The sequence below is a fragment of the Hoeflea algicola genome (genome assembly GCF_026619415.1).
GTDB lineage: Bacteria > Pseudomonadota > Alphaproteobacteria > Rhizobiales > Rhizobiaceae > Hoeflea > Hoeflea algicola.
Map to the genome: position 1 here is coordinate 2100407 of NZ_JAOVZR010000001.1, position 16138 is coordinate 2116544.

General features: G+C 61.0%; 16 protein-coding genes. 10 read left to right on the top strand and 6 right to left on the bottom strand.

Translation table 11 applies throughout. From position 1 onward, the window contains the following. The 5 genes from OEG84_RS10355 to OEG84_RS10375 all read left to right on the top strand — a co-directional run bounded on the left by OEG84_RS10355 (position 1) and on the right by OEG84_RS10375 (position 4479). Positions 1-771 (top strand): HugZ family pyridoxamine 5'-phosphate oxidase, encoded by a 771-nt coding sequence (locus OEG84_RS10355; RefSeq protein ID WP_267653686.1) that lies wholly within the window; start codon positions 1-3, stop codon positions 769-771. A gap of 89 nt (positions 772-860) precedes the next feature. Continuing rightward, positions 861-1205, top strand: a complete 345-nt coding sequence (locus tag OEG84_RS10360) for an ArsR/SmtB family transcription factor (protein ID WP_267656153.1) — start codon at positions 861-863, stop codon at positions 1203-1205. Positions 1206-1610: 405 nt separating this feature from the next. Further along, entirely contained in the window at positions 1611-2564 is a 954-nt protein-coding gene (locus tag OEG84_RS10365; RefSeq protein WP_267653687.1) for a nucleoside hydrolase, read from the top strand. 85 nt (positions 2565-2649) lie between these two features. Next, positions 2650-3354 carry an SDR family NAD(P)-dependent oxidoreductase gene (locus tag OEG84_RS10370; RefSeq protein WP_267653688.1) on the top strand — a complete coding sequence of 235 codons (705 nt, stop codon included), beginning with the start codon at positions 2650-2652 and terminating at the stop codon, positions 3352-3354. Positions 3355-3420: 66 nt separating this feature from the next. Further along, on the top strand, positions 3421-4479 hold the full coding sequence (locus tag OEG84_RS10375; RefSeq protein ID WP_267653689.1) for a Gfo/Idh/MocA family protein: 1059 nt from the start codon (positions 3421-3423) through the stop codon (positions 4477-4479). A 28-nt stretch (positions 4480-4507) separates the two neighbouring features. Here OEG84_RS10375 and OEG84_RS10380 read toward each other — a convergent pair whose 3' ends face one another. From OEG84_RS10380 to OEG84_RS10390, 3 genes are all read right to left on the bottom strand, one after another. Next, the gene (locus OEG84_RS10380) at positions 4508-5647 is read right to left on the bottom strand and encodes a Gfo/Idh/MocA family protein (protein ID WP_267653690.1); all 1140 of its coding nucleotides are present in this window, start codon (positions 5645-5647) and stop codon (positions 4508-4510) included. Between the two features lie 99 nt (positions 5648-5746). After that, positions 5747-8029, bottom strand: a complete 2283-nt coding sequence (locus OEG84_RS10385) for a glycoside hydrolase family 9 protein (RefSeq protein ID WP_267653691.1) — start codon at positions 8027-8029, stop codon at positions 5747-5749. A gap of 147 nt (positions 8030-8176) precedes the next feature. Continuing rightward, positions 8177-9013 (bottom strand): alpha/beta hydrolase, encoded by an 837-nt coding sequence (locus OEG84_RS10390; RefSeq protein ID WP_267653692.1) that lies wholly within the window; start codon positions 9011-9013, stop codon positions 8177-8179. 202 nt (positions 9014-9215) lie between these two features. On the opposite strand from OEG84_RS10390, the gene OEG84_RS10395 reads away from it, so the two are divergent. From OEG84_RS10395 to OEG84_RS10410, 4 genes are all read left to right on the top strand, one after another. Then, complete coding sequence (locus OEG84_RS10395; RefSeq protein ID WP_267653693.1) at positions 9216-10565, top strand: NAD(P)-dependent oxidoreductase; 1350 nt, start codon at positions 9216-9218, stop codon at positions 10563-10565. 13 nt (positions 10566-10578) lie between these two features. Next, positions 10579-11889, top strand: coding sequence for an NAD-dependent dihydropyrimidine dehydrogenase subunit PreA (gene preA, locus OEG84_RS10400; protein WP_267653694.1), 1311 nt, complete (start codon positions 10579-10581; stop codon positions 11887-11889). Positions 11890-12171: 282 nt separating this feature from the next. Then, the gene (locus OEG84_RS10405) at positions 12172-12708 is read left to right on the top strand and encodes a DUF2799 domain-containing protein (protein ID WP_267653695.1); all 537 of its coding nucleotides are present in this window, start codon (positions 12172-12174) and stop codon (positions 12706-12708) included. A gap of 53 nt (positions 12709-12761) precedes the next feature. Further along, the gene (locus OEG84_RS10410; RefSeq protein ID WP_267653696.1) at positions 12762-13400 is read left to right on the top strand and encodes a class I SAM-dependent methyltransferase; all 639 of its coding nucleotides are present in this window, start codon (positions 12762-12764) and stop codon (positions 13398-13400) included. Between the two features lie 37 nt (positions 13401-13437). Here OEG84_RS10410 and OEG84_RS10415 read toward each other — a convergent pair whose 3' ends face one another. Continuing rightward, the gene (locus OEG84_RS10415) at positions 13438-14208 is read right to left on the bottom strand and encodes a helix-turn-helix transcriptional regulator (protein WP_267653697.1); all 771 of its coding nucleotides are present in this window, start codon (positions 14206-14208) and stop codon (positions 13438-13440) included. Positions 14209-14295: 87 nt separating this feature from the next. Between OEG84_RS10415 and OEG84_RS10420 the strand changes: the two genes are divergently transcribed. Beyond that, positions 14296-14832 carry a peroxiredoxin-like family protein gene (locus tag OEG84_RS10420; RefSeq protein ID WP_267653698.1) on the top strand — a complete coding sequence of 179 codons (537 nt, stop codon included), beginning with the start codon at positions 14296-14298 and terminating at the stop codon, positions 14830-14832. 13 nt (positions 14833-14845) lie between these two features. Here the strand turns inward: OEG84_RS10420 and arsH are convergent, their stop codons facing one another. Both arsH and arsC read right to left on the bottom strand, forming a co-directional pair. After that, entirely contained in the window at positions 14846-15562 is a 717-nt protein-coding gene (gene arsH, locus OEG84_RS10425) for an arsenical resistance protein ArsH (RefSeq protein ID WP_267653699.1), read from the bottom strand. Then, positions 15559-15963: an arsenate reductase (glutaredoxin) gene (gene arsC, locus OEG84_RS10430; protein WP_267653700.1), complete on the bottom strand. Its 405-nt coding sequence runs from the start codon at positions 15961-15963 to the stop codon at positions 15559-15561. Before arsC ends, arsH begins: the two co-directional genes overlap by 4 nt. Between the last annotated feature and the right edge of the window lie 175 nt (positions 15964-16138).

Below are 16138 nucleotides of genomic sequence, written 5' to 3' on the forward strand. Positions count from 1 at the left end.
ATGAAGGAACCCGTCAACATCATTCGCGACACCGACGACCAGGCGCGTGGGCTTGCCCGCGGCCTGGTGAGGGGAGCACGCTTCGCGGCAATTGCCGTATGCGAACCCGACACCGGATTTCCATTTGCCAGCCGGGTACTCACCGGCATCGATTCCGACGGCACACCTGTCATCCTGATATCGGCATTGTCGACACATACCGCAGCACTGCGGGCCGAACCGCGTGCGTCACTGTTGTTTGGCGAGCCCGGCAAGGGTGATCCGTTGGCGCACCCGCGCATCACCGTGCGGACCAATGCCGAGCGGGTGGCGCGTGATGACCCCGCCCATCAACGGCTGCGGTCGCGCTTCATCGCCCGTCATCCGAAGGCCGCGCTCTATGTCGATTTCGGTGACTTCGCATTTTTCCGGATGGTTCCTGTTTCCGCCAGTCTCAATGGCGGGTTTGGCAAGGCCTATGCGCTCGAAGCTGCCGATCTGATGATTGCCTCGCCGGCGATCGCCGATATGACAGAAATCGAGGCAAGCGCCATTGCGCATATGAACACCGACCACGCCGAGGCCGCCGATCACTATGCCCGGACCCTTGGCAACTCGAAGAAATCAGGCTGGGCCATCTGCGGCATCGATTGTGGCGGACTGGATTTGGTCAATGGTGACGCACTCTTGCGCATCGAATTCGACGCTCCGATCCAGGCCGCGGCCGATCTGCGCCATAAACTCGCCGGATTAATGCGCTCCAAAGGCGATAATTCGAGGGTCAAAAATTAACCCTACTGTGACCTAGACACGATCTTTTCAAGGACTAATCAATGGCAGCGGCGGCGCCAGAGACAGTTCATTACGAGGTATCCTGCATGATAGAAACACACTGTTTGGAACATCATTCCAAAGAAGCCGCAAAGCTGTTGGCCGTCATGGGCAATCAGAAACGCATGATGATCCTGTGCAATCTGACACGTGGCGAAATGCAGGTGGGCTCTCTGGCCGAGAGGGTGGGATTGAGCCAGTCGGCGCTTTCGCAGCATCTGGCCAAGCTGAGAAACCAGCATCTGGTTCAAACCCGCCGTGAATCCCAGACCATTTTCTATTCGATCAAATCAGACTCGGTGTGCAAAATGCTGCAGACATTGACCAGCATCTATTGCGCCGGATCGGCAGCCAACGATGAGCAGACGATCAGCAAGATTGCGGCAAACGCCTGACACCGATTCGTCCAGCATATGAAATGGCCCCGGTTACCCGGTCATCCGGCTGAACCAATCCGCTATTGTACGATTTTCGGATAAAATCGATGGGCGCCACCTGGCGGATGGCGCCCATCAAGCGACAGCGGGGAAATCCCCGCCATGCCGCCGGTCGTTGGCGACAATGCTCGCACAAACTTGCACCGGCCTTGCGTCCTTTAGCTTTGCGCACCAATTCACGCGCGACCCTGTGAACGCCTGATTGAGTACACGAAATATCCCTCAAATGGGTCGATATGAACGCGCCAGGCAGTGCAACCGACTGCTTGCGACAAACGTCGCGCCGTGGCATTGCTCGCATCACTTCAGGCGGCCTCGCCCCGGGAAACCGTGCCCGGCGCCCCGCTCAGGCAGGAGGCCCAAATGGCGCAAAAAATCATAATCGACACCGATCCGGGCATCGACGACGCCATGGCCATCGCCTATGCGATCGCCCACCCCGACATCGAATTGCTGGCATTGACGACAATCTTTGGCAATGTCCGCACCCATGAGGCCACCCGCAACGCCCTGGCTCTGCTCGACCATTGGGGCAGCGAAGCTGACGTGGCCGAGGGCGAAGCCAAGCCGATTGCCATGCCCGCCAATGAACCCAGTTATCTGGTGCACGGCCTCAACGGCTTCGGCGGCGTCGAGATTCCGGTTTCGCGCCGCAAAAAACACTCTCTCAAGGCGGTCGACTACATCATCGACGCCAGCAAGCGCCATCCCGGCGAAATCGTACTGTGCGCCGTTGGCCCGGCGACCAATCTCGCCCGGTTGCTTGAACGTGACCCGGAGATCGTCTCGCGCCTCAAGGGGGTCGTCGTCATGGGCGGCGCGGTTCATTGCAAGGGCAATGTCACGCCGATGGCGGAAGCCAATTTCTGGAACGACCCACATGCCGCTGACATGGTGCTCGGCGCATCGTGGCCACTGGTGCTGGCGCCGCTTGATTGCACCATGCCGGTCCTGTTCACGCCCGATTTCATGCATGCGCTGGCCCGCGAATCCCCAACGCTGGGCCGGCCGTTGGCCGACATGGCTGAATTCTATGCGCGCTTCTATCGCTCACATCTGGGCCTTGGCGGCTGCGTCCCGCATGATGTGATGGCAATCTCCTGGCTCACCGTGCCGGGCGCATTCCGCCTGCAGAAGGGCGCGCTCGGCGTGCTGACTGACGGCCCGGCCATTGGCCAGACGATTTTCCAGCCGGGCGGCACCCGCAGCCGCGCAACCGTGTTTGAGGGCCGCCCCGATCACCTGGTGATGGTCGATACCGATCCCGGCCTGTTCATGGCCGACTACATGATGGTGATGACCCGCTACGCCCGTTAAAACCGCGCAACCGCAGGGGCCGACACTGCGCATGGCAATCCTCGCCGCGTCGCCCTTCATGCCCAAAAACAGAGATCACAAGCCCATGCAAAGCATCGACAGCGGCGGCCTCGCCGTCATCATTGGCGCAAGTGGCGGCATCGGCGAGGCAGTAAGCAATGCTGTGCGGGCATCTGGAACCTTTGCCGGTGTGATCGACTATTCCCGGGTTTCGGAACCCGATGTCGATTTGCTCGACGAGACCACCATCATGCGCGCGGCCGCACACACTGCGGCCACAGGCCTGGAGTTGCGGTTGGTGTTCGACGCCACCGGGTTCCTGCACGGGTCCGGCTTCAAGCCTGAAAAATCACTCTCCGCCCTCGATCCCGCACACATGGCCCACGCCTTCGCGGTCAACGCCGCCGGCCCCGCACTGCTGATGAAACATTTCCTGCCCCAGTTGCCCAAAACCGGTAAATCGGTCTTCGCGACGCTGTCGGCCAAGGTTGGCTCGATCGGCGACAATGCGCTGGGCGGTTGGTACAGCTACCGCGCGTCCAAGACAGCGCTCAATCAATTCGTCCATTGCGCTGCAATCGAACTGAAGCGCCAATCTCCCGAAGCGATCTGCGTGGCGCTGCATCCGGGCACGGTCGACACCGACCTGTCGAGCGGCTACGCCAAAACAGGACTGACGGTGCGCCCGCCAACGCAGGCAGCAGACCTCCTGCTCGCCGTACTCGACCAACTCACGGCAGAGCAATCAGGCGGATTTTTCGACTACCAAGGCACTGCCCTGCCCTGGTGAAGACCGCCTGCGCATCTCTCAGCGGCCTTTACCGGGCCTTCACCGGCACCGCTGTATGTTCACCCCATGACAAATTCCAAGACCATCCGCTGGGGCATTGCCGGAACTGGCGTCATTGCCGGACAATTTGCACACGATATCCGACACGCCGCAGGCGCCACGCTCAGTGCAGTGACGGCGCGCGATCCGGCCAAGGCCGCGGCTTTCGCCCGGCAGCATTCGCTGGCTGCCGGGTTCAGTTCGCTGTCAGCAATGATCGGTTCGGGCCGGATTGATGCGGTCTACATCGCCACCCCCAACACGGTGCATTGCGCCCAGACGCTCGAGTGCATTGCCGCGCGCATACCGGTGCTGGTCGAAAAGCCCCTGACGGCGTCACTCACCCAGGCGCGCGAGATCGAGACCGCCGCCCGTGCTGCCGGCAGTTTTGTCATGGAGGCAATGTGGAGCCGTTATTTGCCGGCGGTGCAGGCGGCCCGCACGGCAATTCGCGATGGCGTCATCGGAACTGTGACCCGTCTAGAGGCCGAGCTTGCCTGGAAGATCGACTACGATCCACAGAGCCGCTTTTTCGACAAGGCCAATGGCGGCGGCGCGCTCCATGACCTCGGGGTCTACCCGATTTCACTGGCGCGCTTTTTGCTCGGCGAGCCCACACAGATCACAGGTTCGTGGCGACCGGCCCCCAGTGGCGTCGACATCGCCGCAGAAATTTCGATGCACTTTGGCCAAACCGAAGCGCTCATCCGTTGCGGCTTTGACCGGACCGGGGCAAACCGGATGATCATCGAGGGCGACCGGGGAGTGATTTCACTCGGCGTGCCATTCATCAAGGCCGGGGCCTACACGGTGTTTGCCTCACGCCGAAGGGCAGATTTTACCGAACCAGGTGGCGATACGCGGATGGCCCGCATCCGCCGCAAGCTGTTCCGCCATATGCCGCTGCCCGGCGTTAGCCGTCACGACTATCCCTTTCCCGGATCAGGCCTGCAGTTCGAAATCGAGGCGGCCTCCGACGCGATTCGCCAAAACTGGAATGAGCACCCCGACAACCGTCTCGGCGATTCCCTTGCCACTCTGCGCATCATTGACGACGTTCTGGCAGCCCCGCCGTCAGGCACCTGATTTCACCTGTGGGAATGTAATGCCTTCTTCAGAAGTCAGACTGCGGCGCAAACACCCCGACACCACCATTGAGAGCCAGCGCCAGTTCGCTCAGATGCAAAGCGCGCTGGCCTGAAAAAAACGGCGTTTCGCCGGCGGCAAGCGCCTGTGCCATTGCCGCAATTCCGCGCGCAAAATCGATCTGCGAGGGAAACGACGCAAGCTGGCCGGAACTCGGAGGAAATGGATAGGCGACCGGCTTGCCGTGGGTCAGCCGCAATGGCAGCACCCGTCCGCGCTGCCGTTCGAACCGGCCCGCCAGCCGCTGCAGGACGGGACGTTTTTCATCAAAACGGCTCAGATGTACCGGCGAACGGTCGTCCCACAAATCGCGCACCACCAGCGTGCCCTCCTCGCCAACCACCGTAAGCGACCGGTCGCGCGGTGCGGCAAGTCCGCAGGTCAGCCGCGCGGTCACACCCGACCGGAATCTCAGACAGCCGACCGAAAAATCGGCTGCCATGGCAAGCCCCTTGGTCCCCGGCCCCTTGTCCGGAAAGGTCAGCGCCGAAAACGCCTGGCCGCTTTCGACTGCGCCGAACAATGCCACCAGCCAGGACAGGCCATAGCCGGCATGTTCAAGCGTACAACCAACCTCGAACTCGTGCAGACCGGGCCATTTTGCCCCCGAGCGCGAGCGCCAGTCGCGCCAATTGTCCTTGAACACCGGCCCGTCTTCCATCTCCGCGTAGGCCAGACGCGGCGCGCCGATCCGGCCCGAAGAGAGCAGCTCTGCTGCCAGTTTATGGGCATCCGACAGGCCATTCGCCGGCGCACCGCAGACCGTCAGGCCCTTGCCGGCCGCAAGCTCGATCACCCTGCGCGCCTCACCGAAACTCATCCCCAGTGGTTTTTCGCAATAGACATGCTTGCCGGCCTCAAGCGCTGCGCAATTGAGCTCAAAATGGCTTTCCGGCGGCGTCAGGTTGACGATGATGGCAACTTCGGAATCACCCAGACACTGCGTCAGCGAACCATAGCTGCGAACCCCGTGGAACTCCGAAAACCGGTTGAGCCGGTCGGGATCAAGATCCCAGACGCCAGCAATCTTCAGGTCGGGATAATTGGCGAGCGTCGTCATGTAATAATCGGCGACAAAGCCTGTGCCGACAAGGGCGATACTGGTCATGGACAAAATCCCGGCAGAGTGAACGCTTCTAGCCTATGCGGGTGACGTTAAGATGCGGTTGCGCTCGCTGTAAATGCCGCCCATGTGCTGCTCTGAGGCTTACTTCGCGTCAGCAAGAAACGAGGCAATCCAGGTCAGTGGCGCGTTCCAGTTGATGGCGATCTCGTTGGTCGAAAACGACCGCGGATCATCGACATAGCAGGCTTGCGGGGCACAGCCCTTGAGCACTTTCTGGGCGTAGTCATCGGCCGGTTTGCTGTTCGGACCGCCTGCCAGCGCGCCCTTGGGCGGTTTGGGATAGGACGGGTCGGTGGCATGGGCGAACATGTTGGAATGCTGCCGCTGTGCATAGGTGGTGCCGTAGCCGGTAACGTAGGAAATGCCGAGCGCATTGCGGCCCAGCACATAATCCATGCTCTCCTGCACCGCGTGCAGATAGCGGCGATCACCGGTGATGTCATAGGCCGTGGCGACGACGATCATGTTCTGGATCAGCGACTGGTTTGATCCCCAGCCGAAGCCTGATTTGGGATCATACATCAGCCCGAAGGCTTCCTTCTTCTGCACCTTCAGATAGGCGTCCGCCGCCTTCTTGACCGAGGCACGGACCACCTTGAGATCACGCGCGGACAGGTTTGAGGGCACTGACGCCAGTTCGATACGCGCAAGTCCAGCCACCGCGCGCCAGTTGAAGCCGTCGGGATAGAACACCGGACCGGACCAGTGCGGCGATGCCTTGGCGCGCTTCAGCCAGACCGCGTCGCCTGTGCTCAGATACAACTCGACTGCTGCCCAGTAAAACTCGTCGGAGACATCATTGTCTTCGTAATCGCCGCCACCGAAACTGCCGTCGGTCGATGGTGCATATAGCTTCGGATTGGCCTCCGCGGCCTGGTAGGCGCGGATCGCGGCAGCCAGCAGCCAGTTCGCATATTCCTTGTTGGTGCGTGCGAACACACGGGCGCCCTGCGCCGCCGCAGCCGCCAGATTGAGCGTCGCCGCCGTCGAGGGTCTGTGCAGCACCCGCTCCTCGCGATCGCGATGCGGCAGGATTGGTCCGACCGTCCAGCGACTGCCATGCACCTTGTGGTGCGCCATCCCAGCATAGGGTTGACCTTCGGGAACCATCATAGAAATCAGGAAGTCGAGTTCCCAGCGCGCCTCGTCGAGAATGTCAGCGACGCCATTGCCAGCCTCGGGAATCGGCACCAGCCCGTCGGCAAGCGCGCGCGAGCCCTTTGGAGCATAATGCAGCGCACGTTCGTACGTCGCCAGCAATTGCGCCGCGGCAATCCCGCCATTGACGACATATTTGCCGAAATCGCCGGCATCATACCAGCCACCCTCAACATTGAGCTTGTAGCCACAGCCCCAGGCCTTGCCATAGACCTTGCGCGCGGTGCGGCTGTCGACACAACCTACCGAGGTATCACCGCGGTTGGGCGCCTTGCCCAGATGCCCGGCCGGGCGGGCATAGTCCTTTCCGGCAAGTTTGGCCTTGATTTCGATGCCACTGCGCACCTTGTAGAAATAAGACAGCGCATCCGCCCGCAGACCAGCATAGGCCTCGCGCGAAATTGAAAACGGCGGGCTGGTTTCTCCGCCGACCTTCAGCCGATAGCCGTCGCCGGGCTTGTCGAAATCACTGAAATCGATGGTGTGAACCTCCAGCCCGGAAGAATTGTCCCTGCCGTTGGCGCGGGTGCGACCGTTGGCGACCGTTGCGCCGGAGGCCGAAACCAGTGTCCATTCAACCCGCGCATTGCCTTTGCGCACCAGATTGGCGCGCTTTGGTCCGCCGGGCAGATAGGCGGTCTGGTTGACCCGGATTGTCGCGCCCGTGCCACCTGCAGCCGCCGCAGATGCCGTTGCCGCCTTGGTGCCGCTGAGCAGCGAGGCCGAGTGCAGGCAGAATCGCCAGGGCTTGTCGGCGCCCCCAAGCTGGAACACCATTTGCCCCGCCTTGTGGCTCTCGCCCACCTGGAAATCGGTACTGGCGCTGACTTTCTTTCCTGACAGCCGACGGGTTATCTCGCCTTCTGGCGTCCACGGCTCGGCGGCCTTCTGGGCAATTGCCCGCATCGGTCCCTCGGGGTCACCTGAAACCACCAGCGACAGCCGGTAGCGCTCGCCCTTTTCGAGCGTGATGCCGTTGATACCGAGAATGGCGTCCCACGGTTGCGCCGTGCCGCCATCCACCGCGCCACACAGGGCGCCTGCCCGATACTCGAATTTGATGTTGGGCGTCGCCCACCAGTCGCCCACCAGCGCCGACTGGACGAACGTCGGGTCCGGTAGCTGTTCGGCGGCGGGTGCGGCGGAGGAAATGGCGAATGTCGCCAGCAATGCGGTGACGCCGATCATGGCCTTTGAATGCGTCATGTCTGGTTCCGGATTCGGTAATCGGGCATGGATCACGGTCCCGGCCTTTTCATGGCCGGATAGCCGCATTGCATAGACTACCGACCAGACTAAACGGTCGTCGTGAAGAAATACTTAAATACCGCACCACCGCTACCGAACTGGTGGTCAGCCGGCAAGCCCCAGAAACGCTCTGCACAGAGGATGCTGTGGGTCGGCCAGCCCGTCGATCACATTGAAATGATGCTTGTCGGTCTCCTCGATGATGCTCATCGGCGTCGCAAACCCGCGCCACATCTCATACAGCGCCCGGTTCTGTCGAACGAATTCCGGCCGCTCCGCCGCACCGACCCATGCGGTGACCGGAATGGCGCCGCGCGGTTCCAGCAACACCGGGCTTTCCGATTGCGCCGTCCCTGTGTCGATTTTCAGGATCTCGTTCATTTCCGTGCGGACCAGCGGGCGCAGATCGTGGACGCCGGAGATCGGGGTCACCCCCGCCACCCGTGCAAGCACGGCTTGGGGCAACAGCGGCGTGCCGCTGATCATCCTTGCGACCAGTTGTCCGCCGGCCGAATGACCGGTCAGACGGATCGGGCCGTCGACCTGCCCGGCCGCAAAACTGATCGCTGCGGCAATCTCCTCGCCAATTCCGTCGATGCCAATATCGGGACACAGGGTGTAGCCTGGCATCGCCACCGCATAGCCATGCGCCAGCGGCCCTGCAGCCAGATGCGACCACACCGATCTGTCAAAGGCCTTCCAGTAGCCGCCATGCACGAATACGGCCAGACCGTTGGGCGTACCCTCAGGCAGGAACAGATCAAGCCGGTTGCGTTCGCCCGGACCGTAAGCAAGCTCGAGCCGAGCCCTCCCTGCCGCCGCTGCCTGGTCGCGAAAAGCTTGCGCCAGTTCAGTCCATTTCGGCGGATACGTCCCGGCACCCTCAATATGAGCACCGTTGGCATAAGCATCGTCATAGTCCGCAATCGGGTAGTCAGTCACAGCTACATATCTCCATTTACAGCATAATTGCCGGGCGGGGCGTGAAGTGCAATCCATCGCCGCATCGTAATTTTTTGATCAACTGATAAAAAATTTGACCTTTTGATAAAACCAATTCATTCTTTCCCAATCGCGGCACCGGAGACGCTGAGGAGTAGCTCCGATCAAGACCGCAAAGAGGTTCTCGCAAAGAGGGGGTCCTATGACTGTGTCCGAGACGAGCGACGTAAAGGCGAGGCGTTTGTCGAGCGCCGATTATGCCGACAATTTTTCAGACATCCATCCGCCGCTGACGCCGCATGAGGCGCTGGTGGAAGCTGATCGATGCTATTTCTGCTACGATGCGCCGTGCATGACCGCGTGTCCGACATCGATCGACATTCCGATGTTCATCCGCAAGATCCAGGCCGGCAATCCGGTAGGATCGGCCAAGACCATCTTCGACGAAAACATTCTCGGCGGCATGTGCGCTCGGGTCTGCCCCACCGAAACGCTGTGCGAAGAAGCCTGCGTGCGCGAAGCCGCGGAAGGCAAGCCGGTCAAGATCGGGCTGCTGCAGCGCCACGCCACCGATACCTTCATGGAACGCGAGCAATCTCATCCGTTCCAGCGCGCCGCACCGACGGGCAAGAAGATCGCCGTTGTCGGCGCTGGCCCAGCGGGCCTTTCCTGCGCTCACCGGCTCGCCACCCACGGCCACGACGTCACCATCTTTGAAGCCCGCGAGAAAGCCGGTGGCCTCAACGAATATGGCATCGCCGCCTACAAGACGACCAATGATTTTGCCCAGGACGAAGTTGAATTCGTCACCGAAATCGGCGGCATCAACATCGAAAACGGCAAGGCGCTGGGACGTGACGTCACCCTTGATCAACTGGCCAGCGATTACGACGCGGTCTTCCTCGGGCTAGGTTTGCCGGGCGTCAACGCGCTCGGAATGGAAGGCGAGGACGCAAACGGCGTGGTCGACGCTGTCGACTTCATCGGCGTGCTGCGTCAGGCAGAAGATCTTTCAGCCCTTGAAGTGGGACGCCGCATCGTGGTCATCGGCGGCGGCATGACCGCCATCGACGCGGCAATGCAGTCCAAGCTGCTGGGCGCCGAGGAAGTCACCATCGCCTACCGACGCGGCCAGGAACACATGAACGCCTCGCTCTACGAGCAGGAACTGGCCCAGACCCACGGCGTCGTCATTCGCCACTGGATGATGCCCAACAGCCTGCATGTCAGCAATGGTGCGGTCACCGGCATCACCCTCGAGCGGACTGAACTCGATGCCAGCGGCAAGCTTTCTGGCACAGGTGAGACTGTGACGCTCGAAGTCGACCAGGTGTTCAAGGCAATCGGCCAGACGCCAGATGCCGGTCCGCTGGCAGGCGCAGACATCGCGCTTGAGAAGGGCCGCATCCGCACCGACGAGGCCCGCCGTACATCGCATCCCAAGATCTGGGCCGGCGGCGACTGCATTGCCGGTGGCGAAGACCTCACCGTGGTCTCCGTCGAAGACGGCAAGATCGCCGCTGAAAGCATTCACCAGGCCCTGATCGGCTAGAGGAGGAAACATCATGGCAGACCTTTCGACCAATTTCCTCGGCATCAAATCCCCCAACCCGTTCTGGCTGGCCTCCGCGCCGCCGACCGACAAGGCCTATAATGTCGAGCGTGCCTTCGAAGCCGGCTGGGGCGGCGTTGTCTGGAAAACCCTTGGCGAAGCCGGCCCGCCGGTCGTCAACGTCAACGGCCCGCGCTACGGCGCCATCTGGGGTCCCGACCGGCGACTTCTCGGTCTCAACAACATCGAGCTGATTACCGACCGCGATCTCGAGATCAATCTGCGCGAGATCACCGAGGTCAAGAAACGCTGGCCCGATCGGGCGATGATCGTCTCGATCATGGTGCCCTGCGACGAGCAAAGCTGGAAAGCGATCCTGCCGCGCGTCGAAGATACCGGCGCCGATGGCATTGAGCTCAATTTCGGCTGCCCGCACGGCATGAGCGAGCGCGGCATGGGCGCATCTGTCGGCCAGGTGCCCGAATACATTCAGATGGTGGCGGAATGGTGCAAGCAATATTGCCGCCTGCCGGTGATCGTCAAGCTGACCCCCAACATCACCGACATCCGCTACCCGGCCCGCGCCGCCAAGGCCGGAGGCGCCGATGCGGTGTCGCTGATCAACACCATCTCGTCGATCGTCTCGATTGATCTCGACAATTTCGCACCGATGCCGACGATTGACGGCAAGGGTTCGCATGGCGGCTATTGCGGTCCGGCGGTCAAGCCGATTGCGCTCAACATGGTTGCCGAAATTGCGCGCGATGCTGAAACCCGCGGACTTCCGATCTCCGGGATCGGCGGCATCCAGACCTGGCGTGACGCTGCCGAATATATCGCGCTTGGCTGCGGCACTGTGCAGGTCTGCACCGCGGCGATGACCTACGGTTTCAAGATCGTCCAGGAAATGACGCAAGGCCTGTCGGACTGGATGGACGAGAAGGGTTACGCCACTCTCGCCGATTTCCAAGGCCGCGCCGTGCCCAACGTCACCGACTGGCAGCACCTCAATCTCAACTACATCACCAAGGCCAAGATTGATCAGGATCTCTGCATCAAGTGTGGCCGTTGCCACATCGCCTGCGAGGACACCTCGCACCAAGCCATCACATCGATGGTCGATGGTGTGCGGCATTTCGAGGTGATGGACGACGAGTGCGTCGGCTGCAATCTCTGCGTCAATGTCTGCCCGGTGGATGATTGCATCACCATGGTGGAAATGACCGAGGGCACCGATCCCCGCACCGGTCGTCCGATTGATCCGGATTACGCCAACTGGACCACCCACCCGAACAACCCGATGGCAAAGCAGGCAGCCGAATAAGCCTGCCATCCTCGAGCAGATAACAAGCCCCGGCTGCCATTGCGCCGGGGCTTGTTGCGTTTGGGGGACCTGCATTGTCTTGAGATACCCATAGCCCCCTCGCCTGCAACCGAAGCCGGCCTCCGGCAAAACCAAGCCAGCGCCGGAACGCCCCCTGTCAGTTGCCTTGCGCAGACCGGGTTGGTATCACTTCCAAATTACCGGGCGGGAGGCGTTTCAAAGATGAGAATTCAAGCAATATTGGCGCTGATAGGTTGCCTTTTCCTGATGTCGTGTCAAACCATGTCGAAGGAAGAATGCGCGGTCGCAGACTGGCGCGTTGTCGGCGAGCAGGACGGAGCCGCCGGCTACAATCCGCAAGACCGGTTTGCCCGCCACGTCAAGGCTTGTGAAAAAGCCGGCGTCGCCGCCGACCAGACGCTTTGGTACGAGGGCTATCAGTTGGGCTTGCCGCGCTATTGCACACCGCTCAACGGCCTGAGTGTCGGCAGTCAGGGCAGATCCTACGCCAATGTCTGCCCCGCCGATCTCGATCCCGGATTTCGCGATGGCTACGAACTGGGTCGGACCTACAACCGCAAGAAGAGCGAAATCCGCAGCGTGGAATCACGCATCAGCACCCTTGAACGGGAAATCCGTGAAGACGAGGAACTGATCAATCAGGGCAAGGCCGACAAGCACGCGACCGAGCGCAAGATCGATTCCAGCCGGAGGACCATTCGCGGCCTCGAACGTGACATCCGACATCTGCAATCGGATCTGCGTCGGATCGAGGACGACATGGAAGACTTCCCCTACGATCATACCCCGCGAACCTAGACGATTTCACGACAAGGCCGGAGTGGTCCGGCAGCCGCTACGAAAGCCCTAGCATGGCTAACGACAAACTCGACCTCAAGCTCCTGGCAACCCGGACCCGGGACATTTATGAGCGAAACGCTGTCCGCTTCGACGCGGAACGATCAAAACGGCTGAATGAAAAACCTTGGCTCGACCGTTTTGCCGCATTGCTGCCCGCGGGTGCAGCCATTCTTGATGCAGGCTGCGGCGCCGGCGACCCGATCGCCGCCTATTTCACCGGAAAAGGTTTCAGGGTCACCGGCATCGATCAGGCCAGGGCGATGATCGCGCTGGCGCGGGCCAGATACCCCGATGGCGAATGGCTTCTTGCCGATATGCGCGATCTCGAACTTGATCGCCGGTTCGACGGCATCATCGGCTGGAACAGCTTCTTTCATCTGACACAGGACGAACAGCGCACGACCCTTGCGCGGATGGCTGCTCACCTCAAGCCGGGCGGCGCACTGATGCTAACGGTTGGGCCCGACAGTGGCGAAGTCGCTGGGCATGTCGGCGTCGACGATGTCTACCACTCCAGCCTTTCGCCCCGGCAATACCAGGACATCCTCGAGAAATTCCAGCTTCGCATCGTCGATTTCGTCAAGGAAGATCCCGATTGTGCCTTGCAAACGGTGTTGTTGGCGCAAAAACATGCCGCCAACGACCAATAAGGAGACACGGCTCACAATCGGCTATCCTGACCCGATGTCAGCGTGTCCGGACGCCCTCGGCTGAACTTCTTGCTGCCCCGCCGCGCATGGCCAGCGGGTTCTTGCCGAAATGCTGCCGGAACGCCCGGCCAAACCCCTCCGGCGACCGGTAGCCATAGCGCCGCGCGATGGCATCGACGCGGTCGCCCCTTTGCAGGTCCTGCCGCGCCAATGTAAGTCGCCACCGACGCAAATAGGCCGAAGGTGTCTCCCCCACGGTTGCCACGAACATCTCGGCGAAGCGGCTGAGCGACAGCCCGGCAATTGCCGCCAGATCCTCATTGCGCCATTGCCGGCCCGGCTGTGCATGAATCGTCACCAGCGCGCGGCTCAGCCGCGGATCGGACAATCCTGCCAGCAGCCCCGGTTTTGTCGATCCGGTTTCGATCTGCGCCCGCAGCAGCCGCACGATCAGCACTTCGCCCAACCGGTTGACCACGGAAGCCGAACCGCAGCGCGACGCTTCCAGTTCCGATTGTATCAGCGCCACCAGGCTTGCCGTCTGCGGATCACCTGACAGATCGAAATCGATTGCCTCGGGTAAGACGGCAATCAGCGGATTGGCATCACCGCCCCAATCAACCGCGGCCGAAAACAGCACGGTTTGCCCCGCCCACGCCGGGTCCAGCCGGTCGGCATCAAACCAGACATGCCGGGCAATGCCGGCTGCATCAGCCGTAACCACAAGCGTCGCCGCTTCCACGGGCGCCACCCGCACCTGCAGACTGAAGCGTTCCATCAGGGTTGTCAGGCGATCAAATTCGGACAAATCGGTGTTCCAGTCAGTTAATTCGGATTTTTCAAACTGAAATTACGCTACTATCCTGACACAACACCCATTGAAAGGCTTTTCTCCATGCTCATGCCCCGCCAGAAAACTCCTGACCTGACGCTGCCCACTCTTGACCACGGCACGTTTGATCTTTCCACCGATGCATCGGAGCGGGGAACCGTCATCTGCTTTTACCGCGGCCTGCACTGCCCGATCTGCGCCAACTACCTGACCGAAATGCAAAAGCGCGTCGCCGATTTTGCCGAACGTGGCGTCGCCACCATTGCGATCAGCTCTGATGGCGAAGAGCGCACGCGGCAGATGGCCGACAAGATCGGCGCCGACACCTTGCGTTTCGGCTATGATCTTCCGCTGGAAAAGGCCCGCGAATGGGGGCTCTACATCTCGACTTCGCGCGGCAAGACCTCGATCGGCATCGAGGAGCCGGCGCTGTTTTCCGAGCCGGGCCTGTTCATGGTGACCCCGCAACAAACACTCTATTACGGCTCGGTTCAGACCATGCCATTTGTGCGTCCGCATTTCTCCGAGCTGGTCGGTGCGCTCGATTTTGCCATCAAGAACGACTACCCGGCGCGCGGCGAATATGCCGGCGCGGTGTAATCAGCGGATTGATCTAGATTGACCGAATGTTGACACGGGTGGAGAGGGCTTCGGCACTTTCCACCCGTTCGGAATAGCGATCGACCAGATAGGCCGAACGGCCGCGGGTCAGCAGCGTGAACTTCATCAGTTCCTCCATCACATCGACGACACGGTTGTAATAAGCCGACGGCAGCATCCGTCCCTGCTCGTCAAATTCGGCGTACGCCTTGGGCACCGAAGACTGATTGGGGATGGTAATCATCCGCATCCAGCGACCCAGCACCCGCATCTGGTTCAAACTGTTGTAACTCTGTGATCCACCGCAGACCTGCATCAATGCCAGTGTTCGCCCCTGGGTCGGACGGATTCCGCCGATCGGCGCCAGCGGCAGCCAGTCGATCTGGGTCTTCATCACCCCGGTCATGGCGCCATGGCGCTCCGGTGAACACCAGACCTGGGCTTCCGACCAGAGCGACAACTGCCGCAATTCCTCGACCTTGGGATGCTTCTCACTGTCTTCCGATACCAATGGCAGGCCGCTCGGATCAAACACCCGGACCTCGGCACCCAGCGCTTCCAGCACCCGCCGCGCCTCGTAGGTGAGAAACCGCGAATAGGAGCGTGCGCGCAACGACCCGTATAGCATCAGTACGCGTGGCGGGTGCTGCGGTTCATCAGGTAACGCCAGCCGTTCAGTATCAGGCGGGTTCAACTGGTCGGGATTGATATTGGGCATGCCATCTTTCATGGTGCTTTGATCACTTCCCCGTCTTCCTTGGTGTAGGTAGCGCCCGGTGCAACATCGAGCAACGCAAACACCGTTTCCGACGGCCGGCACAGCGCCACCCCCTTGGCGGTGCAAGCGATCGGCCGGTTGACCAGCACCGGATGTTTGATCATCGCATCAAGGATGGCGTCGTCAGAAACTGATGGATCGGTAAGGCCGAGTTCTTCGGCAGGCGATTTCGACACCCGTAGCGCGCTGCGCAGAGTCAGCCCGGCGGCAGCAAAAAGCCCTTGCAATTGCGCGCGTGTCCAACCGGTTTTTTGATACTCGACAATAATCGGCTCGCCGGCAACAGCGCGAATGATCTCAAGCACATTTCGCGACGTGCCGCAGCCGGGATTGTGGTGGATGACAATGCTCATGATTGGTTCCTCTTCAGCTGGCATTCTAGCAAGATCTTGACCCGTCGCCGCCCGTAGATGCTGCTATGCAGCCCCGTACTCAAGCTCGGCCGGACCGGTCAAAACCCATCCCGCATAACGCAATCGTCCACCCGGTACCAGCCACATATCATGAATTCTTGATAAACATACATCT